Origin of the sequence: Sphingobium sp. (assembly GCA_023266575.1) — a bacterium.
In the GTDB taxonomy this organism is placed as follows: Bacteria; Pseudomonadota; Alphaproteobacteria; order Sphingomonadales; family Sphingomonadaceae; genus Sphingobium.
Window position 1 is genome coordinate 127,811 of record JAHFPV010000004.1, and the last position, 20,398, is coordinate 148,208.

The following is a 20,398-nucleotide window of genomic DNA, read 5'->3' on the forward strand; positions in this document are numbered from 1 at the left end:
TCGCTTCGAGCCCTTCGACTGCCCGCCTGCGGCAGGCGCTCAGGATAAACTACGTCGAGAAACCTGCGCGCGGTGCTTCTCGAATACGCTCGAAGCGAACGGATTTTCTGCTAAGCGCCGCCGCCTAGCTGCCCCGACAGAGCATCCGCCGCCTCCACGAGCGCCGCCTGCAACGCGCCAATCTCCCGCCCCAGCGCCGCGCCGATGCCAATCGCGACCAGCGCATGAACCGGCCTTCCCGCGCCTTTCCACACCGGCGCGGACACCACGGTCGCGCCCGCAATATATTGCCCCTCATCGACCGCAAATCCCTGTTCGCGGGTCCGGCGCAACTGCTCCATCCAATCATCGAACGCAGGCGGATCGTCCCAGCGCAACTGGTCGAACCGCGCCTTCAACTCCGCCACCGGATAATCACCGAACGCCGCGATGCAGCGCCCCGTCGCACTGATCAGCGCCGGAAAACGACTCCCGACCTGCGTGCTGAGCTGGAACCCGCTGCCTGACTGCGCCATGGCGACGACGATCATATGATCCAGTCCCACCGCCTGCACACCCAACATGGTCAGGCCGAAACGCCCCGCCAGTCGATCGAGATGGGGCTGTGCCAGATCGTTGAACAGGTCGCGCCGCAACCAGTGCCGCGCCAGCGTCAGCACGCCCGCCTCCAGCGCATAGCGTTTGGTGTCGGGATCGAAGGATACTAGTTCCTCTTCCGTCAGCGCGCGCAGCACATAGAGGCAGGTGCTGGGGACCAGCCCCAATTCCTTGGCGATCGCCTGGACACCCAGCGGTCGATCGCTCTTGCCCAGCAGCCGCAGGATCGCGGCGGCGCGGGTGATGGCGGGCGCCTTGCTGTCCTTCACCGCGTTGGCGACCTTGCGCACGGTGGAGGGCGGCCGGGGGCGGGCAGGGGGCTGGGGATCGCTCATGCCCCATCCCTATCGCACCGCCGATCGACTGTCATTCAAAATATCGAACATCATTCACCATTTACAACAGATGAGTCGATGTGACATCCACCAGTCACCGTGGAGACGGGCCAAAAGCTCGTTCGATATAGTGAATGGATATATGCGATGGTGAAGCTCACCGACTATAGCAGCTATGCCGATGCGCAGGCCCATGCGACGTCCAATGCGCCGTGGGAGCTGTTCGACGGCAACCGCGAAGAGATGAACATCGCGCATGAGTGCATTACCCGCCATGCCGATGGATCGGGCCGCGCAGCGGTGCGGATCGCGCACGCTGATGGCCGCGACGAAATATTGAGCTTCGACACGATTTCGGCCGGCGCTGCGCGCTTTGCCCATTGGCTCGATGCAGAGGGCGTTCAACCCGGCGAACGCATAGCCTTCATGCTGGAACCCTCCTTGCCCTTCTATGTCTGCCTGTTCGGGGCGATGCAGACCGGTGCGATTTCGGTGCCGCTCTTCACTTTGTTCGGTCCTGACGCGCTGCGCCTGCGGGTCGACGACTGCAAGCCGACGATCCTAATCACCAACAGTGAAAAGGCGGACCTTGCCCGCAGCATGAACGGCCCACGCGTCGTCGTCGCCGACGATGGCCTGCTCGACGAGATTGAGAAATACCCCGCGACCTACACGCCGAAAACCAAAGCGAACGACCTGGCCGTGTTCCAATATACGTCCGGCACCACCCGCGAACTGCCCGAAGCCGTCAAGCACAGCCACCGCGCACTGGTGACATTGATGTTTGCCGCGCTCTACGGCACTGGCATCCGTCCGGGCGACGAATTTTTCTGCCCCTCCTCGCCCGCCTGGGGTCATGGATTGTGGCACGGCACGCTGGCCCCGCTGGGCATGGGCGTGACGACCGGCACCTTTGCCGGCCGGTTCGATCCGGTGCGGCTGATGAAGGCGCTGGATGATTATGGCATCACCAACATGTCGGCTGCCGCGACCCATTATCGCATGATGAAGAATAGCGGCAAGGCAGGCGATTACAGCTTCCATTTCAAGAAGCTGTCCTACACCGGCGAGCCGATCGACCCGGCAACGCTCGACTTTATCGACACCTATTTCAAGGTTCCCGCCTGCTCCATGTATGGCACCACCGAAATCGGCGTGGTGCTGGTCAATTATCCCGGTGCCGACGATTTCACCGTCAAGCCCGGTTCACTGGGCAAGGCGGTGCCGGGCCAAAAACTGCAGGTTCAGCGCCCCGACGGCACCCCATCCGACCCCGGCGAAATTGGCGAACTGATGCTGTGGCGGCGCGACAAGTGGGAAACCACCAAGGATCGCGCGAAGATCGACGCCGACGGCTATTTCTACCATCGTGGCCGCGCCGACGATGTCATCATTTCGGCCGGCTGGACGATGAGCGCGGTGGAGATCGAAAACACCCTGCTCAAGCATCCAACCGTGCTGGAATGTGCCGTCATCGGCGTGCCCGATCCGCAGCGGGGGCAGGTGGTCAAGGCGTTCGTCATCGCCAATGTCGATGGCGGCGACGCGCTGGTGAAGGAACTCCAGACCTTCACCCGCGAAAAACTCGCCCAGCATGAATTTCCCCGCGTGGTCGAATTCGTGACCGAGCTGCCCAAGACCCCGGCGGGCAAGGTCCACCGCAAAATCCTTCGAGATCGTGAGGCTGCAAAAGCAGCCGAACTCGTCAACTGAACCCTAGGAGAAGAAATATGGCAACTTTGGCGGAAGCCCCCACCAATAAATTCCCCAAGATCACCGAGGAAGGCCTCGACGATCTGCGCAAGCGCATTGGCGTCAAGATCGAGAATACCGTCGAACCGTGGAATTATGAAGCGACCCGCGATGCAATCCGTCACTATGCCCATGGCATTGGCGACGATAACCCATTGTGGTGCGACCCGGCCTATGCCGAAAAGACCAAGTACGGCTCGGTCGTCGCGCTGCCCAGCTTCCTCTTCACCACCAGCCGCATCATTTCGGGCTATTGCGGTGGCCTGTCGGGCGTCCATGCCATGTGGGCGGGTGCCGACTGGACCTGGCACAAGCCTGTGTTGCGCAACGACACGATCCGCACGGAGGCCTATCTCAAGGATCTGGTCGAGCATCAGACCAAATTTGCCGGCCGTTCGTTCCAGCAGATCTATCATGTCGACTTCTTCAACCAGTCGGGCGACAAGGTGGCCGAAGGCGACAGCTGGGTGTTCCGCACCGACCGCGACGAAGCGCGCGAACGCGGCACCAAATATACCGAAGCGCGTGGCCGCGTGGAGCAATATACCGAGGAAGAACTGGCTGAATTCACCCGCCTGTATCAGGAAGAGGAAATTCGCGGTTCCGTTCCCCGCTATTGGGAAGATGTGAATGTCGGCGACGAACTGCCGCGCATGATGAAGGGACCGATGACGGTCACCGGCTTCATCTGCTATGCTCAAGGCTGGGGCGGCCTCTACATCCGCGCCAACAAGCTCGCCAACCAGATGCAGCAGGCACATCCGGGCCTGGGTATCCGCAACCGCTTCAACGTGCCGGATTGCCCGGAGCGCGTTCACTGGGATGAAGCCTTCGCGCTCGAAGTCGGCGCGCCCGGCGCCTATGACTATGGTCCAGAACGTTGCAGCTGGCTGACCCACCACATCACCAACTGGATCGGTGACGATGGCTTCCTGACGCGCAGCAAGTGCCAGATCCGCCGCCACAATCCCGATGGCGACGCGATCTACATCGACGGCAGCGTGATCCGCAAGTTTGAGGAAAACGGCAAGAAGCTCGTCGAAATCCAGCAGCAGGCGACCACCCATCGCGGTGAAGTCTCGGCCTTCGGCACATCGATCGCCGAACTGCCCAGCAAGCCAGCCTGATCCTCTAGGGGTAGGGGAGGAAAGGGTCGTCGCCGCAGCGATATGCGGCGGCGGCCCTTTTTCGTTGCGTCCGTACCGCTAAGATCGGGCCAAAGTGAGTTGAGAGGATCGCAGGATGGACGAAATGCGCTTTGACGGCCGGGTGGCCGCGATCACCGGGGCAGGCCGGGGGCTGGGCCGCGCCTATGCGCTGCTGCTGGCGGCGCGCGGCGCGAAGGTGATCGTCAACGATCCGGGCGTGTCGATGCAGGGGGAGGGGCGCGATGCCGCGCCCGCCCAGGCATTGGTCGACGAAATTCGCGCCGCCGGGGGCGATGCCATCGCCTCGACCGACAGCGTCGCGACGCCGGAGGGCGGGCAGGCGATCATCGACGCCGCCATGACTCATTATGGCCGCATCGACATTCTCATCCACAATGCGGGCATCGTCCGGCGCGGATCACTCAATGATTTGAGCTATGCCGATTTCGAGACGGTGCTGGACGTCCATATGCGCGGCGCTTTTCACGTCGTGCGGGCCGCCTTCCCGCACATGACCGCCGCCAATTATGGCCGCATCGTCCTGACCGGATCGATCAACGGCCTCTATGGCAATGCGGGCGTGGTCAATTATTCCATGGCCAAGGCCGCGATGACCGGCCTGTCCAACGTCGCCGCGATCGAGGGTGCGGCGCATAACATCAAAAGCAACATCATCCTGCCCGGCGCAGTCACCCGCATGGCCGATGGCCTCGACACCAGCGCCTATCCGCCGATGGACCCGGACCTGGTCGCCCCCACGGTCGGCTATCTCGCGCATGAGGATTGCGCGGTGTCGGGCGAAATGCTGATCGCCATGGCCGGTCGCGTCGCCCGCGCCTATACGATGGAAACGAAAGGCATGTTCCGCCCAGACTGGACCATCGAACAGGTCGCCGACAATCTCGATACCATTCGCGCCACCGACGACGCGCTCCATTTCCCGCCCGTGCCTGACGGCCATATGGACCATCTGCGCTATTGTTTCGCGATGGCGCGGGCGGGGTAACTCTCATCCTCCCCTTACAGGGGAGGAATGTTCAAACCTTACACTTGATCCCGAACCGCTCGGTATAATCCTTGAAATGCGCATGGATGCCCGCGCGGTCCAGCCCGTAATCGGCCAGGTCATAGCTGTGCTTGCCATGCTTGCCCTGCGGATTGGCGTCCAGCATCGCCTGCATCGCGGCTTCCGCCTCCGCCGTCAGCTCGCTGTCGAACCGCGCATAGAGCCGCTTCATCTCGCCGATCGGATCGCGCAGCTGCGCGTCATATTGGATGTCGTGGATCGACTCCGCGCCATGCTTCTCGCGATAGGCCAGCATCCGTTCGATCATCAGGTCGAAGGTGCGCAGTTGCGACTTGCCCACCTCGACCGGGTCGACATCGTCGCTGAACATCTTGCGCACCTGATACACTAGGCTGCACGCCGACGCGACGACATCGGCGGGATCGCGATGGGTCATCACCAGCTGCGCGTCGGGATAAATAGTGGTCAGGTCGTTGAGGAACAGCGGATGCCAAGGATTTTTGAGCGTCCACTGGCCGCCATTATTCGCCTGCAACAGCTGGAACAGCCGCTTCTGATAGCGGAAGGCAGGCAGATAGCTCGTGGAGAACAACCACTTCTGATAGCTCGGAATATTGAGGACCGAGTCATAATATTGCGCGCAAAAGGACGGTGCCATCGAGAATTGGCACTCGGTCGGGCTGTCCGCATCCTCATGATGCATCGCTGAAATATGCGGCGCATATTTAAGCATCATGTCGAGCCGTGCCTGTTCCGCAACATAGCGCGGATCGCTGCTCAGCGCGCCCTTGGCCGCGGGCGGCACGCTGTTGAACGCTTCCCAGCGCAGGAAGCAGCGCCGCGCCGGATCGGCGTTCAACAAATTGATCGTCAGCGTGGTCCCCGTGCGTGGCAGGCCGAATACGAACAGCGGCTTTTCGACCGGCGCGTCCAGCAGCGCAGGATGCTTGGCCAGATAATCCTCGACCTGCAAGCGGTTCGCCAGCGTCGCTATAATCTGCTGCGCCCAGCGACCCTGCGCCGCCTCGGTCAGCTTGGCTTCCCGGTTGATCGCGTCGATCAGGACATGCAGCCCCTCCAATATCGCGTCATCGCCCAGATCGGTCAGGCCCGTCTGTTGCCGCGCGGCGGCGATCAGTGCATCGGCGTCCAGCCCTGCGGTGGTGGTGGTCATCATCCTTCTCCCTTCTGTGCATGGCTGGCGAGGCGCTTGTCCGTCTCGGCGATTTCCGCCTTCAGCCACATGGTTTCCGACAGGTTGGTGCTGCCGCTCGCGGCCAGCAATTGTTCCAGCGCAGCCTTGCGCACCGTAAGGCCCGCCTCATGGTCAGGCGTCACGCCCAATGCGATGTCGAGCAGGTGCAGCGCTTCCAAGGGCCGTCCCGCCGCCGCATGAACATGGGCGCGGCCCACAATCGCGCCTGCGCCACCTGCCAGTTCGACCAGATCGGCACTCACCGCCGACCGCGGCACGCCATAGAGCGCCGTGGTGCCATCGGCATAATGGAACCAGCCGCCATTTTCCTCCCAGATGGCGCGCACGACCCAGCTGGTCTTGCCATGAAATTCGCCGATCTTGAGGTCTGCGGGCAGGGCGATCTCGCGCATCAGATCCTGCACCGTCCGGCCCGCATTCATCCCCGCGATCGTCTCGCGCTCCAGATAGCTGCCCGCCGCGTGCATCATGTCGAGATCGGCGCGGATCGTCTCCGCCCCCCGGATCGGATCGCCATGGCCGGTAATCACCAGTTCCGCGCCCAGCGCCCGCACCTGTTCGACCGATCGCAGATAGGCGCGCACCAGCCGGGGCTTGTCGCCGCGCATCGTCACCAGATTGGGCATCGCCCGCCACACCGGGCCGAACAGATTGCCGGTAAAGAGGGTCTTTTCGCCCGGCATCCACACGAATACCGAATCCAGGCTTTCGCCGCCCGGCGTCTTGACCACCTCGAACCGGCGGCCGCCCTGTTCGAACGCCAGCGTAGTGGCGACCTCCACATCCGGCACGATCACCGGCGGCTTGGGCGGCGGCCCGTCGCGCCGGGTCATGGAAGCCCATAATTTACCCGACCGGCGACCGAGGAACGGCGCAAGCCGGTCGAAATAATCGACCGTCTCGGTAAAGCCCGCCCCGACTATGACCTGCGTGCCGTCCTCCTTCTGGTCGGGCAGCGCGCCATAATGGTCGGCATGGGCCTGCGTCACTATGATCCGCCGCAATGGCCCGGTGCGATGCGCGGCAAACAGCCCCTTGTTGCGCGCGCCATTGCCCAGAAAGCCGGTATTGACCAGCAGGTCGCCATCGCCCGTCGTCACCAGATAGGCGTTGGAAATATCCTTCACCATGAAGATGCCGTCGGCAATGCGTTCAGCCTCGGTCTGGCCCTGACCCGCCATCACCAGCGCCCCCAGAGGCGTCTGTTGCTTCTCGCTCATGCGCGCGCGCTTTCAAATTCGATCATCACCTTGGCCGATTGTGGCCGCGCGGCGATGTCCAGCCCCTCAATCACCCGGTCGAACGGCAATGTGTGGCTGATCAGTGCCGCGATCCTGTCCTTCAGGCGAGGCATCGCGGCGATCACATCGGGCATTTCGGTCGGGTAACCGACCGCCGTGGTGATCGTCATTTCGGTGGTCAGCATCGGCCCGGCGGGCAGTTCGATGGGCTTGAGATAGGCGGCGGTTATGACATGGCGCGCATGGGTCTTGGCCAGCGTCACCACATCATGCAGGATCGATGGCGCACCCGCCGCGTCGATATAGGCGTCGGTCAGCGACTTCTCCCGCCCGAACACCATGACCGTGCCGTGGATCGCCTTGATCCGCGCGATCGCATCCTCGCTGGCCGGATTGATCGTCGTCGCCCCCAGCGCCCGCGCCCGCTCCAGCCTTTCCTCCGCCAGATCCAGCGCAATCACGTCACAACCCCGATCGATGGCCCACAGGATCATGCCCAGCCCAATCGGCCCGCAGCCAAAGATCACGACCTTGTCGCCCGCCTCGGCCTGCGCCCGGTTGACCCCATGCATCGCGACCGACAGCGGCTCGCACATCGCCGCGACATCATAGGGGATGCCGTCGGGAATGGGCAGCAGACTGTCGCCCAGCCGGGCGTCGCGCACCAGCAATTCCTCGGTAAACGCCCCCTCCGGCCCGCCGCTACCGATATAGCTGGGCGTCATCATCGGGTTGATGATGACGCTTTGCCCCACCGACACGCCAGTCACCTCGTCACCCACGAACATTAGTTCGCCAGCGCCCTCATGGCCCAGCGCGGTGCGCTTGCCGGGCGTCGGGATGCCGCCATTTTTGATGTAGCTGAGGTCACTGCCGCAAATGCCGCAGGCCTTCATCTTGACGACCACATCCTTCGGCCCGGCTTCCGGCCGTTCATAGGGGTCCAGTCGCACATCGTTGACGTCATGGATGGTGAGCAGGCGCATGAGGGCAGTTCCGATCAGAAAGCGTAGGGGGGATAGATCAGGCTGCCGCCGTCGATCACAATCGTGTCGCCGCTATGGAAGCGCGAAGCGTCGGAGCAGAGATAGGCGCCGATCCCCTCGAAATCCTCGATTGCGCCGGGCCGGTGGATCGGCGTCTTGGCGGAAAAATGCGCGTCCACAGCCGCCATGCGCGCCTTCATCTCCTCGGTCATGCCCTGATCGCCGCCGATGCCCGTCTTGACATAGCCGGGCGCGATGCTGTTGGCGCGGATCTCATATTTGCCCAGTTCCGCCGCCATGCCGCGCACCGCTGCGCCCATGCCGCCCTTGGACGCGGCATAATTGTTGATCCCCGGCATCCCGTGGAACATCGACAGGCTGCCGCAATAGACCAGGCTCCCGCCTGGATCGCCCGCTTCCGCCCGCGCGACCATGGCCTTGGCCCCTTCGCGCAGGGTGAAGAAAGCGCCGTGCAGGTTCACCGCCATCAGGTCATGCCATTCCGCGGAATCCAGCGTCAGCACTGACCGGCTGCGCGATGCGCGGCCCGAATTGGCGAATACGCAATCGACCCGCCCGAAATCGGCGAGCAGTTGCGCATAGCCCGCAATGATCGCCTCTTCCGACGCCACATCGACTTGATAGGTCTCTACCCGGCTTGCGCCCGCTGCCAGCAGGTCCGCTTTGGCCGCCTCATTCTTCTCCGCGTTACGCGCCCAGATGGCGATCTTGCCACCCATCTTGGCGACGCCGCGTGCAAAGCCCAGACCAATGCCGCCATTGCCGCCAGTCACCAGCGTCACTTTGTCCGAACAGTCGAAAAGACCCGCCACCTGTCGCTCTCCTATGAACTATCGCCGCCCGCTGACGGTCATTCTGCCGGGGCGATTGTCGGCCAGCACGGGCAGCCCCGCAATTGACCTGACTGTAGATATCAGGCCATAATCCACCGATAGGGCCAAGACCAAACAGGGGAGGAGAGGGGAGTGTCGCCAATCGAAACCTACGCCCAATCCATGTTCGAGGCGGAACTGATCGTCCCTTCGGCGCAGGTGCGGATCATGCGGCTGCGTCTGGAACAGCCGACCGACCGGCTGTTTCGCCGCACCGACCATTATTGGCTCGACCTGTGCCTGACCCCCCGGCCAGAAAAGGCGCGCGGCTGTTATCGCGAGCGCTGGGGACCGCATCGTTACGAGCCGCTGGGCGAAATCTTCCTCGTGCCGCCGGGCGAAGCGATCCATATCCGCAGTGAATCGGGCGGGCGGCAGGCGTCGGTGGTGTGCGAGATTCCTGCCGCCGCTATCGACCGCTGGCTGGACGATGGCGGCATCGAATGGACCGACCGGCGGCTGGCGGCGGGCCTCGACATCGCCCACCCGCATATGCGCGCCTGCCTGCTCCGACTGGCGCAAGAGGTGCGTCATCCCGGTTCGGGTAGCGCGACCCTGGCCGAACTCATCGCCCAGCAGCTGGCGATCGAAGTGGCCCGCTATTGTCAGGCGATTGCCGAGGGACCGATCAGCGGCGGCCTAGCCTCATGGCGTCTGCGCCGCATCGACGAACGGCTGCACCAGCCCGGCCCGCCCCCCGCACTGGAGGAGCTGGCGACCCTGTGCAACATGTCCCCGCGCCAGCTGACCCGCGGGTTTCGCGCCTCGCGCGGCCATTCGATCGGCGACCATATCGCCCAGACTCGCATCGACATGGCCAAGCGGCATCTGGCGACCAGCGAAAGCGTCAAGGAAATCGCCTTTGCACTGGGATTTGCCTCCCCCTCCAGCTTCGCCTTCGCCTTCCGCCGCGCCACCGGCTCCACCCCGCGCCAATTCCGCCAGCGCCAGCTCCGACCTGTGGCCTGACCAAGATAGTATGTCTGGATACCGACATAAACCGGTCTTGGAAAAACCGCCTAACATTGTCCAACTCACTGTCAGGATAACAAAATGACAGATCAGGGGAGGGCAGGACGATGATCGTCGGACGCCATTATCAAAACGCCTATGTGACCCGAAACGTCGACAAGGCTGTTGCGGAATTCAAGCAACGCGCCGACATCCGCACCCTTTTGGAAACGCAAGTCTCGGTCAATCTGTGGACCCCGCAGGGCGAAGGCGTCGGCGTGCAGAAACTCGCCTTCGTCTGGGTCGGCGACCTGCAGTGTGAACTGATCCAGCCGATCGAAGGCGATGTCCTGTCGCTCTATCGCGACGCGCTGCACGCCGATGACAGCCTGACATTCCATCATGTCTGCCAATTGGTGGATGATTGGGACGCTTTCCTCGCGCGGGTCGATCGGCAACCCTTTCCCGTCGTCCTGAAAGGCGGCACGCCGGGGATGCTGGAATTTCTCTATCTCGATACCCGGCCATGGCTTGGCCATTATACCGAATATGTATGGATGGTCCCTGATCGCTGGGCCGCAATGGGAGGACGACCCGCATGATCACTTTGGCCCGCTTCGGCACAAACGACCTTGATCGCGCCAAAAGCTTCTATGACGAACTGGCCGCGCTATTGGGCGCGGTCCGCGCGTTCGACCGGCCCGACGTCGTGGCCTACAAGGCGGCCGACGGCGGCATGTTGCTGATCGGCAAGCCCTTCGCTGGCGACGCCTCGCCCGGCAACGGCAACCAGATCGGCATCCAGGCCGACAGCCGCGCGCTGGTCGATGCCGTCCACGCCAAGGCGATTGACCTTGGCGGCCAGTGCGAAGGCAAGCCCGGCATCCGGGGCGATGATCCCAACGGCTTCTACGGCGCTTACTTCCGCGACCTGGATGGCAACAAGCTGGTCATCTTCCGCTTCGGCCCTCCCGACTAGCCACTAGAAAACAGGCCATAAATCGCGTCAGAATCGCGACGGCGATATATAAACACCCCTGTTCATTAGCGACTCCGCAAGCCGAGATTATCGGGCATAACAACCCCCACAAAAGCACAATGATGATCGCGCCCAGCCGGACAGCATGATTCGGCGCGGCGCTTATTTGGGGAGGACATTTCTATGAAGCGCATGACAGCCTATTATCTGATGGGTGCCGGCATGGCGGCCCTTACGCTGCCGATGCAGGCCATGGCGCAGGAGGCACCGCAGGACTCCTCGTTCGACGCGCCCACGATCATCGTCCAGGCCCGCCGCCGCGAAGAAGATGTGCAGGACGTGCCGGCCGTCATCAATGCGGTGACCGCCCAGTCGATCGCCAACCTCAACTTCCGTGAATTTACCGAAGTCAAATCGCTCGCGCCGGGTCTGGAACTGACCACCAACGCCAACGGCATCGGCGGCAATGCGCGCCTGCGCGGTGTCAATTTTGACGCCAATGCCAGCGGCAATAACGGCACGGTCGAATTCTATTTCAACGATGCGCCGATTTCGGCGGGTGCTGTACTCCAGCAGATGTACGACATCGGCCAGATCGAAGTGCAGCGCGGGCCCCAGGGCACGCTGCGCGGGCGCGCTTCGCCATCCGGCTCGATCACCATCAGCACGCGCAAGCCTGACCTCAACCAGTTTGGCGGCTATGCCGACTGGACCGGCAATGACATCGGCACGCTCAATTTCAAGGGCGCGCTCAACGTGCCCATCATCGAAGGCATTGCAGGCATCCGCGTCTCTGGCGTGTGGGACGAAAATGAAGCCGATCGTGTTCGTCCGCTGGTCCGCACTGCGGGCGCGCCCGATCCCCATTCGCGCACCAAGAGCTACCGCGTCGTCGGCGCCATCGAGCCTGCTGACTGGATCAAGCTGGAAGGCACCTATCAATATATGGACCGTGAAGCACGGACCTATGATCAGGCAATTTCCTTCAGTGAAGTCAATCCGGCGGCGCCTGTCAGCCCGGTGCTGCTGACCGCCAAGGATCGCCTGTCGATCCAGGAAACGCCGCGCATCGTCAACCAGACGTTCGACATCTACAACTGGCGCGCTGAACTGGCGCAGTGGGGCCAGCGGCTGATCTATCAGGGTCAGCACAGTAAGCAGCAATTTTATTCGACCGACAATTCGGACGATGCCAATGTGTTTGTCGGACGCGATATCAACCAGATCACCCAGACCGTCGCCAAGGGCACCTCGCACGAAATCCGGCTCCAGAATGAAGAGCGCGTGTTTGGTATGTTCGATTATGTGGTCGGCTTCTTCGACAGCAAGCTCAAATCACCGACAGCGCTGAGCCAGCTGACGGTCGTGCGGCTGCCCGTAGCCTTTGGCGGCGGGATTGCGTCGATTGTGACCACCAATGTTGCCCGTGGCAATCGGACGCACGAACAGTCCGTCTTCGGCAACCTGACCGCCCATCTTGGTGAAAAGACCGAATTGTCGGGTGGTCTGCGCCAGATCAAATATGACTCGCTCAGCCAGTTGGCGGTCAACGGCAACACCATCGCCAACGACACGCAGGATATTAAGAGGCTGATTTACAGCGCGTCGGTGAAGCATAATTTCTCGCCCGACTTCCTGGTTTATGCCGCAACGGGCAGCTCGATGCGGCCGGGCCTGAACGTGGTAGGTGACTTCAACATCGTGAAGTCGGCGCTGGAAAACAGCTTCCTCAACCTGCCGCCCGAAACGTCCAAATCCTATGATCTGGGCTTCAAGAGCACGCTGATGGGCGGACGCGCGCGCTTTAACGTGTCGGCCTATCACCAGACCTACAAGAATTTCCCGTTCCGCGTCCCCAATAATGGCGTCTATTACGTCAACACCGTCGCCGTCCGTAACGCCACAGGCGCGGTTACGGGGACGGCGCAGCAGGTTGCTGCCTTCAACTTCGTCGGCGCAGTGCCGGTGGAAGTGAACGGTATCGAAAGCGAGTTGAGCTTCGATGTCGCCCGCGGCTTCAATGTCGGCCTGAGCGCCAGCTACTCGCTGGGCAAGATCAAGGGCGGCAACATCCCTTGCAACGACCTGAACGGCGATGGCATACCCGACGCGTCGAATTCCGCACCGACACTGGCGCAACTGCAGGCCGCGGTCGGTGCGAACAATCTGGCGTCGTGCAACGTGTCGCAGCGTGCGTCGTTCATGCCGCCGGTCACGGTGACGTTGCAGAGCGAATATCAAACCGCGCTTTCGGGCAAGGTGGACGGCTTTGTTCGCGGCCTGGTCAACTATAATGGCAAGTCGCAGGGTGATCCGGGCAACAGTTTCGATCAGGTCGGCGCCTATGCGCTCGCCAACCTCTATGCCGGTATCCGCTCGCCCGATGGCGGCTGGGAAATCGCTCTGTTCGCCAAGAACCTGTTTGATACAACCAAAGTTCTGTCGCGGACCGCGCAGCTCTTTACCAGCTACCAGCAGATTACCGGCTTCACCGCCACCGGTGCGACGACGGCGGCAACCACCGTCAACAGCCCCTATACCGGTGGTACGGTCACGCCGCCGCGCGAATTCGGCGTCAACGTGCGCTTCGCGTTCGGCTCGCGTTGATCGCGGAACGGTCGATTTAGGGCTTTGGGATCGGCCGGGCAGCCCTTGGGTTGTCCGGCCGATTGCTTTCATGGCCTTGAAGAATTGGTGTCGTTCTTCGCTGGAGCGATGATCGGCCTGGTATCCGCCACACACACGCCCGGTTGCTTGACTCTCACCCGGACGCAGGCAGGGATGAGGGGGCGACAAAAAGATGGTGACGACGTGCCCTCACCTGATGGACAACATGGACGTTGATTTATGCTGTTACATCGGTGGCGTCCCCGCCCGATACATTTCGTGTCGGACCTGGGGAGCCTGAAGGACAATTGAGGCACAACCTATGACGGACATTCGCAAAAGACGCCCTCGCGACCCCGCGGCAACGCGAGAAGCGATATTGGAGGCGGCGCAGGCACTGCTGGCCAAACATGGCCCTGAAGGGATCAGCCTGGCGGAAGTGGCGACACTGGCCGGGGTCAACCGCGGCACCGCCTATCAGCATTTCGAAACGCGCGACAAGCTGATCGCCGCCACCGCCGACGGCGTATCCGACAGCATGTTTCGTGCGGTGTTCGGCGATCCTGAAACTATCGGCGAACGGCGCGTCGAGCAGGTCGATATTGCCGATACCACCGATCGCCTCGCCATTTTCGCGATGGACAACCCTGAACTCTGCCGCATCTGGCTGCTGCAATTGCTGGCCTCGCCCGATCCGATGGCCGATCCCTTCTGGCGCGAATATGAAGGGTCGCTGCAACGCTTCGCCGACACTGACCTGGCGCAGCCTGGGATCGATGTCGAAGTGCTGTCGGTAATGATGTTGGCTGGCTCTTTCCTATGGCCGGTATGGGCGCGCTCTCACGCGCGCGATGATGGCGAGCGCCGCCATCTGGCGCGTCGCATGGCACAGGAGGCGCTGCGCCTGTGCATGTACGGATCGCTGCGCGCCGAATCTTTCCCCGAAGTTGCCGAACGCCTCCGTCAGGGCGTGGCGGCTGCCGATTCATCACCTTCCCTTTCGGAAAAGGACTAACCCATGTTTTCAGCCATCGTGATCGACAAGAGTGACGACAAGCAGAGCGTATCGCTCAGCCAAATTGACGAAGCGCAGCTGCCCGAAGGCGATGTGACCATCGACGTCGATTATTCGACCCTCAATTACAAGGATGGCCTGGCCATCACCGGCAAGTCGCCCGTCGTCCGCAAATTCCCGATGGTGCCTGGCATCGACCTGGTCGGCACCGTGCGCACATCCGATCATGCCGACTGGAAACCGGGTGACAAGGTGGTCCTGAACGGCTGGGGCGTGGGTGAAGGCCATTGGGGCGGTCTGGCCCAGGTCGCGCGGCTCAAGGGCGACTGGCTGGTGCCGCTGCCCGCCGCCTTCACTGGCGCGCAGGCGATGGCGATCGGCACGGCCGGCTATACAGCGGCTCTCTGTGTCGAGGCGCTGGTCAAGGCGGGCGTGACCCCCGACCAGGGCGAAATCCTGGTCACCGGCGCAACCGGTGGCGTAGGCAGCGTCGCGGTCGCCCTGCTGAGCAAGGCGGGCTACACAGTCATCGGTTCGACCGGCAAGGCGTCGGAGGCTGACTATCTGACCCAGTTGGGCGCAGCGGGCGTCATCGACCGCGCAGAACTCTCCGAAAAGGGCAAGCCGCTCCAGAAGGAACGCTGGGCCGGTGTCGTCGACTCGGTCGGCAGCTTCACGCTCGCCAATGCCTGCGCCCAGACCCGCTATGGCGGCGCGGTCGCGGCCTGCGGTCTGGCCCAGGGCGCGGACTTCCCCGTCACCGTCATGCCCTTCATCCTGCGCGGCGTACGCCTGCTCGGCATCGACAGTGTGATGGCGCCCAAGCCACCGCGTCTGGCCGCCTGGGAACGACTGGCCCGCGATCTCGACCCCGCGCTGCTGGGCGTCATCGCCCATGAAATCCCCCTGTCGGAAGCGCCTGCCGCTGCCGCCGACCTGATCGACGGCAAGGTGCGCGGGCGCATCATCGTCAATGTGAACCGCTAAGCGACAAAAGCGAGACCGCATCATGACCGACCAGCCGCTTTCGATCGTCGCCGGTCCCCCGCTCAGTGAGGAACCGGGGCTGGGGACGCTGACATTGAGCGGCTGGTTGCGCGAAGTCACGGCCCGCTCCGGCCCAGCCGAAGCGCTGGTGATGCATGAAGGGGACAGCGTCACCCGCTGGACCTATGACGATCTGTGGGCGCGGGCGAACCAGGTCGCCCGCGCGCTCATCGCCTGTGGCGTGGGGAAGGGGACCCGCGTCGGTGTGTTGATGACCAATCGCCCGGAATTTCTCTCGGCGGTGTTCGGGATCGCGCTGGCGGGCGGGGTTGCCGCGACGTTCAGCACCTTTTCGACGCCCGCCGAATTGGACCACCTGCTCACCTCGTCGGCCTGCCACGTCCTGCTGATGGAGCGTAAAGTCCTCAAGAAGGATTTTACCGCGATCCTTATCGATCTGGAACCGGCCATAGCGATGGCTGCCCCCGGCGCACTCACCGCACCGCATTTCCCCTTCCTGCGCCACATCGCCTGCGTTGGCGGCGGCGATGGCATGATCGAGCCTTGGGACGATTTCCTCTCGCGCGGCGATGTGGTCGATCAGGCGCTGGTCGATGCGACCGCCGCGACTGTGACCCCCGCCGATCCTGGCGTCCTCTTCTTCTCGTCCGGCTCCACCGCCAAGCCCAAGGGCATCCTGTCGATGCATCGCGGCGTCACGCTGCAACTGTGGCGTTGGAAACGCTTTCTCGCCGCGAAGGAGGATGCGCGCGCCTGGTCGGCCAATGGCTTCTTCTGGTCGGGCAATTTCGCCATGGCCATTGGCGGCGCCCTGTCATCGGGCGGCATCCTGATCCTGCAAGCGACCTTCCAGCCGGAGGAGGCGCTGACCCTGATGGAGCGGGAGCGGGCGACCATGGCCTTCGCCTGGCCGCATCAATGGACGCAATTGGAGGCGGCGGCCAACTGGAACGATGTCGATCTGTCGTCCTTATACTATGTCAATCCCGCCAACCCGCTCGGTCGCCATCCGACGGTCAGCACTGATTGGCAGGAACCGATGAGCGCCTATGGCAATACCGAAACCTTCACGATCAGCACCATCTTCGATTCCGGCACACCGGTAGAACGGATCGCCGACACCCACGGCATTCCGCTGCCCGGCAATATTTTCAAGATATTTGATCCGCTGACCGGCCAGGTCGTGCCGCTTGGTGAGCGCGGCGAGATAGCGGTTAAGGGACCGACCTTGATGCTGGGCTATATCGGCGTGCCGCTGGATGAGAGCGTCGATGCCGACGGCTTCTTCCACACTGGCGATGGCGGCTGGTTCGACGCTGAGGGGCGTCTCCACTGGGAAGGCCGCCTCAACGACATCATCAAGACCGGCGGCGCGAACGTCTCCCCGATCGAGATCGACACCGTCATCAAAAGCTGTCCCGGCGTGAAGGTGACCCAGACCGTGGGCGTGCCGCACGAAACGCTGGGCGAACTGGTGGTCACCTGCATCGTCCCCCATCTCGACGCGCCACTGGATGAGGAAGCGATCCGCAGCTTCGCCAAGGCGCAACTCGCCAGCTACAAAGTGCCGCGCCGCGTCCTCTTCTTCAGCGAGGATGATCTGTCGTTGACCGGCAGCGCCAAGATCAAGACGGCGGACCTGAAAGCGCTGGTCATAAAACAACTGGCCGACGAAGCCGCCTGATGGGCGATCAGGCGGATCAGGCGCTGGCGATCGCCAATCTGAAGGCCCGTTATTGCGCCGCGGCCGACCTGTCGGCCAGCAACCCGGATCAGGCGCGCCGCTTGCTTGCCGATATATTCGCGGACAATTTCGTCGGTGACTACGGTGCTGGCCTGCTCCATGGCGGACAGGCGATCACCGATTTCCTCTGCACCGCGATCAGCGCGAACAGTCTGTGGATGATCCATATGCTCCATTCGCCCCGCATCGCAATCGACGGCGACCGCGCGACCGGCGACTGGACCGTGCTGGGCCATATGAAGCGGCGCGCGACCGGCGCGATCGACAGCGTCGTGGGCCGCTATAGCGACATTTTCCGCCTGACCCCAACGGGCTGGCGGATCGAGCGGGTGACCTTCACCCGTCTGCAATAATCAAAAAAAGGACAAGAGGATCATGGCCGATCGTTTCAGCGGCAAGACCGTGCTGATCACCGGCTCCGCAGGCGGGCTGGGCCGCGCCCATGCGCTGGCGTTCGCGGGGGAGGGCGCACATCTCATCCTTGCCGACATCAACGAAGCAGGACTGGCGGAGAGCAAGGCGCTGGTCGAGGCGCTGGGCAGCACCGCGTCGGTCCACCGTGTCGACATGGGGCAGGAAGCTGACATCACGGCCTTTGCCACCACCGTGCTGGCCGCGCATGACCGGCTCGACGTGCTCATCAACAATGCAGGCCTTCATGCGGGCGAGATTGCGCGCGGCTTCTTCGGCCTTGGCATGGCGAAATGGCAGCATTTTTTCGCGGTCAACACGTTCGGCCCAATGCTGCTGGCCGAAGCGCTGCGCCCCGCGCTGGCCCGCGCCAAGGGCGTCATCATCAACAAATGCTCGATGGCCAGCTATAATCCCGCGACCGCCTATGGCATCACCAAAGCGTCGCTCAATGTTTTCACCCACGCCATGGCGCAGCAATTCGGTGCGGATGAGATACGCTGCGTCGGCATCGCGCCGGGCCTGATGGAAACCGAAGCTGCCTTGCAAGGGGTCGCCCCTGCCAATTGGGAGCGGCTGAAAGCCATGCAGTCGGTCAAGCGGCAGGGGACGGCACAGGACATCTCCAACCTCGCCCTGTTCCTCGCCTCCGACGAAGGCAGTTTCGTCAATAATCAGGTCATCCTGTGCGACGGCGGCAACCAGATGCGCGGCTTTCGTTTCTGATCGCATTGCCCCGGCGATCAATCGGCCGTGTGCCTCCAAGCCTCTGGCGCGCCGTCCCGGTCCATGCTGGATTGGCGCCAAACAAGCGCCATAGCGCGCGTCGTCAGAGGGCAGAGGCCATGAACCAGCATACCACTATCCACCTGCACAACGTCCCCGCCGGGCGAGAGGCTGACTATGCCGCCTGGTTCGACGGCCCGCATCGCGACGACCTTGCCCGTTTGCGCGGTTTCCGCTCGGCTGACCGCTACGAGGTCACGCCGCAGCAGATCATGCCCGACATTCCCCAGCCCTGGCGCTATATGAGCGTCTATGAACATGACACGGCGACCCCGGAAATAGACCTGCCTGCGCTTGCCCCCTTGCTGGCGCAGGCGCGCGACGCAGGCCTGATCGACGACAGCGACGAAAGCGAGCGCATTCACAGCTACGCCATGTATGCCGACTGGGCGTTCAGTCCCAATCATCGCCCCGACCAGCCCTTCTCCGGGGTCAGCATCATTCTGGCCAATTTCGTCGCCGGGCGGGAAGCGGAATATCATCACTGGTATGACACGGTCCATTCCCCCGAAGTCACCCGCGTGCCCGGCAAGGTCGGCATGAAGCGCGGTCGCCTGTCGCCGGTGCAGCTGGAACCCAAACGCTATTGCCCCGGCAGCGACCTGATATTGTGCGCGCAGCAAACCGACGACCTGCTCTTCACCGTCAAGGATTTCAGCGCCCGCGCCCGCGGCGTCAGCCCCAGCGGCGTCGCCTTCGCGCCGCGCTCCGCCTCCGGTTCGGTCGCGCGCACCGTCCATTATTTCGCCAAGGTCAGCGGCACGCATTTCTGGCCCGGCGGCATCGCCTATGATGGCGACCTGTCCGTCTATCCCGCCGACTTTGCGCGCCCTGCGGGCTAGCGCCAAGCAGCTATCGCGCGCGCGATGGCCAGCCCCCTTGCCGCGCGCGCGCCGGTGCGGGAAGGAATGAAGCGACAATCAGGACAAGCGGAGCAGGATATGGCCAAGACGATCGTGATCACAGGCGCCGGCGATGGCCTTGGCCGCGCGCTCGCCCGCCGATTTGCGCGCGATGGCGAAACCGTCATCCTGCTTGGCCGCACCTTGTCGAAGGTCGAAGCGGTCGCGGCGGAACTGGGCGCGCCGCATCTCGCCCTGCAATGCGATGTCGGTGATCCTAACTCGGTGCGCACCGCATTCGCGGCAATCGCCGCGCAGCATGGGCGCATCGACGTCCTCATCAACAACGCCGCCGTCTATGAACCCTTCACCCTTGCCGAAGTGTGCGACGACCAGATTGTCACGTCGCTGATGACCAACGTCGCCGGGCCGATCCATTGCGCCCGCGAGGCGCTGCCGCTGCTGCGCGGCGGCGGGCATATCATCAATGTCAGCAGCGAATCCGTCGCGCTCAAAATGCCGATGCTGTGGATGTATGCCGGCGGCAAGGCGGCGCTGGAGTTGGTATCGGACATGTGGTCGCGCGAACTGGAGGCCGACGGCATCCGCGTCACCACCGTCCAGGCAGGCATGATGATGGATGAAACCAAGACCGGCAGCAGCTGGCCGATCGACGTGTCGATGCGCTTTGGCCAGGAAAATGCCAAGGTCGGCATCAACCTGCGCGAACGTGGCATCAGCCATTATAACAGCGTGACGGACGCTTTTCGCGCCATCCTCGACATGCCCGCCGACCTGCACATGGGCATCGTCGCCCTCAACGCGCGCAAGCGCTGACCCCCCTTATCCCCAAGCCTTTC

At 63.0% G+C, this 20,398-nt stretch carries 19 protein-coding genes; 14 read left to right on the forward strand and 5 right to left on the reverse strand.

Going from position 1 to position 20,398, the window contains the following annotated elements; genetic code table 11:
* Positions 1 to 110: 110 nt before the first annotated feature.
* Positions 111 to 932, reverse strand: coding sequence for an IclR family transcriptional regulator (locus Q0D44_RS06605; protein WP_294134306.1), 822 nt, complete (start codon positions 930 to 932; stop codon positions 111 to 113).
* 147 nt (positions 933 to 1,079) lie between these two features.
* Between Q0D44_RS06605 and Q0D44_RS06610 the strand changes: the two genes are divergently transcribed.
* The 3 genes from Q0D44_RS06610 to Q0D44_RS06620 all read left to right on the forward strand — a co-directional run bounded on the left by Q0D44_RS06610 (position 1,080) and on the right by Q0D44_RS06620 (position 4,838).
* The gene (locus Q0D44_RS06610) at positions 1,080 to 2,645 is read left to right on the forward strand and encodes an AMP-binding protein (protein WP_294134308.1); all 1,566 of its coding nucleotides are present in this window, start codon (positions 1,080 to 1,082) and stop codon (positions 2,643 to 2,645) included.
* A 17-nt stretch (positions 2,646 to 2,662) separates the two neighbouring features.
* Positions 2,663 to 3,811: a MaoC family dehydratase N-terminal domain-containing protein gene (locus Q0D44_RS06615; RefSeq protein WP_294134311.1), complete on the forward strand. Its 1,149-nt coding sequence runs from the start codon at positions 2,663 to 2,665 to the stop codon at positions 3,809 to 3,811.
* 115 nt (positions 3,812 to 3,926) lie between these two features.
* Positions 3,927 to 4,838, forward strand: coding sequence for an SDR family NAD(P)-dependent oxidoreductase (locus Q0D44_RS06620; protein WP_294134313.1), 912 nt, complete (start codon positions 3,927 to 3,929; stop codon positions 4,836 to 4,838).
* A gap of 31 nt (positions 4,839 to 4,869) precedes the next feature.
* Here Q0D44_RS06620 and Q0D44_RS06625 read toward each other — a convergent pair whose 3' ends face one another.
* The 4 genes from Q0D44_RS06625 to Q0D44_RS06640 are packed head-to-tail and all read right to left on the reverse strand — an operon-like array spanning position 4,870 to position 9,135.
* Positions 4,870 to 6,033, reverse strand: a complete 1,164-nt coding sequence (locus Q0D44_RS06625; RefSeq protein WP_366009132.1) for a sulfotransferase — start codon at positions 6,031 to 6,033, stop codon at positions 4,870 to 4,872.
* Positions 6,033 to 7,295 carry an MBL fold metallo-hydrolase gene (locus tag Q0D44_RS06630; protein ID WP_294134319.1) on the reverse strand — a complete coding sequence of 421 codons (1,263 nt, stop codon included), beginning with the start codon at positions 7,293 to 7,295 and terminating at the stop codon, positions 6,033 to 6,035. The genes Q0D44_RS06625 and Q0D44_RS06630 overlap by 1 nt, the downstream gene beginning before the upstream one ends.
* Positions 7,292 to 8,302: an alcohol dehydrogenase catalytic domain-containing protein gene (locus Q0D44_RS06635; RefSeq protein ID WP_294134321.1), complete on the reverse strand. Its 1,011-nt coding sequence runs from the start codon at positions 8,300 to 8,302 to the stop codon at positions 7,292 to 7,294. Before Q0D44_RS06635 ends, Q0D44_RS06630 begins: the two co-directional genes overlap by 4 nt.
* 14 nt (positions 8,303 to 8,316) lie before the next feature.
* On the reverse strand, positions 8,317 to 9,135 hold the full coding sequence (locus tag Q0D44_RS06640) for an SDR family oxidoreductase (protein WP_294134323.1): 819 nt from the start codon (positions 9,133 to 9,135) through the stop codon (positions 8,317 to 8,319).
* Between the two features lie 153 nt (positions 9,136 to 9,288).
* Here Q0D44_RS06640 and Q0D44_RS06645 point away from each other — a divergent pair, with 153 nt between their 5' ends.
* The 11 genes from Q0D44_RS06645 to Q0D44_RS06695 all read left to right on the forward strand — a co-directional run bounded on the left by Q0D44_RS06645 (position 9,289) and on the right by Q0D44_RS06695 (position 20,375).
* The gene (locus tag Q0D44_RS06645; protein ID WP_294134325.1) at positions 9,289 to 10,164 is read left to right on the forward strand and encodes a helix-turn-helix transcriptional regulator; all 876 of its coding nucleotides are present in this window, start codon (positions 9,289 to 9,291) and stop codon (positions 10,162 to 10,164) included.
* Positions 10,165 to 10,274: 110 nt separating this feature from the next.
* Positions 10,275 to 10,748 (forward strand): VOC family protein, encoded by a 474-nt coding sequence (locus Q0D44_RS06650; protein WP_294134328.1) that lies wholly within the window; start codon positions 10,275 to 10,277, stop codon positions 10,746 to 10,748.
* A complete protein-coding gene (locus Q0D44_RS06655) occupies positions 10,745 to 11,125 on the forward strand; it encodes a VOC family protein (protein WP_294134330.1) in 381 nt (126 codons plus the stop codon). The genes Q0D44_RS06650 and Q0D44_RS06655 overlap by 4 nt, the downstream gene beginning before the upstream one ends.
* Before the next feature lie 183 nt (positions 11,126 to 11,308).
* A complete protein-coding gene (locus Q0D44_RS06660; protein WP_294134333.1) occupies positions 11,309 to 13,732 on the forward strand; it encodes a TonB-dependent receptor in 2,424 nt (807 codons plus the stop codon).
* Positions 13,733 to 14,054: 322 nt separating this feature from the next.
* Positions 14,055 to 14,747, forward strand: coding sequence for a TetR/AcrR family transcriptional regulator (locus Q0D44_RS06665; RefSeq protein ID WP_294134335.1), 693 nt, complete (start codon positions 14,055 to 14,057; stop codon positions 14,745 to 14,747).
* A gap of 3 nt (positions 14,748 to 14,750) precedes the next feature.
* Positions 14,751 to 15,734 (forward strand): MDR family oxidoreductase, encoded by a 984-nt coding sequence (locus Q0D44_RS06670; RefSeq protein WP_294134338.1) that lies wholly within the window; start codon positions 14,751 to 14,753, stop codon positions 15,732 to 15,734.
* 22 nt (positions 15,735 to 15,756) lie between these two features.
* On the forward strand, positions 15,757 to 17,439 hold the full coding sequence (locus tag Q0D44_RS06675; RefSeq protein ID WP_294134340.1) for a class I adenylate-forming enzyme family protein: 1,683 nt from the start codon (positions 15,757 to 15,759) through the stop codon (positions 17,437 to 17,439).
* Positions 17,439 to 17,852, forward strand: coding sequence for a nuclear transport factor 2 family protein (locus Q0D44_RS06680; protein WP_294134343.1), 414 nt, complete (start codon positions 17,439 to 17,441; stop codon positions 17,850 to 17,852). Before Q0D44_RS06675 ends, Q0D44_RS06680 begins: the two co-directional genes overlap by 1 nt.
* A gap of 22 nt (positions 17,853 to 17,874) precedes the next feature.
* A complete protein-coding gene (locus tag Q0D44_RS06685) occupies positions 17,875 to 18,636 on the forward strand; it encodes an SDR family oxidoreductase (protein ID WP_294134346.1) in 762 nt (253 codons plus the stop codon).
* A gap of 119 nt (positions 18,637 to 18,755) precedes the next feature.
* A complete protein-coding gene (locus Q0D44_RS06690; protein WP_294134349.1) occupies positions 18,756 to 19,538 on the forward strand; it encodes a hypothetical protein in 783 nt (260 codons plus the stop codon).
* A gap of 99 nt (positions 19,539 to 19,637) precedes the next feature.
* A complete protein-coding gene (locus Q0D44_RS06695; protein WP_294134351.1) occupies positions 19,638 to 20,375 on the forward strand; it encodes an SDR family oxidoreductase in 738 nt (245 codons plus the stop codon).
* Positions 20,376 to 20,398: the final 23 nt, after the last annotated feature.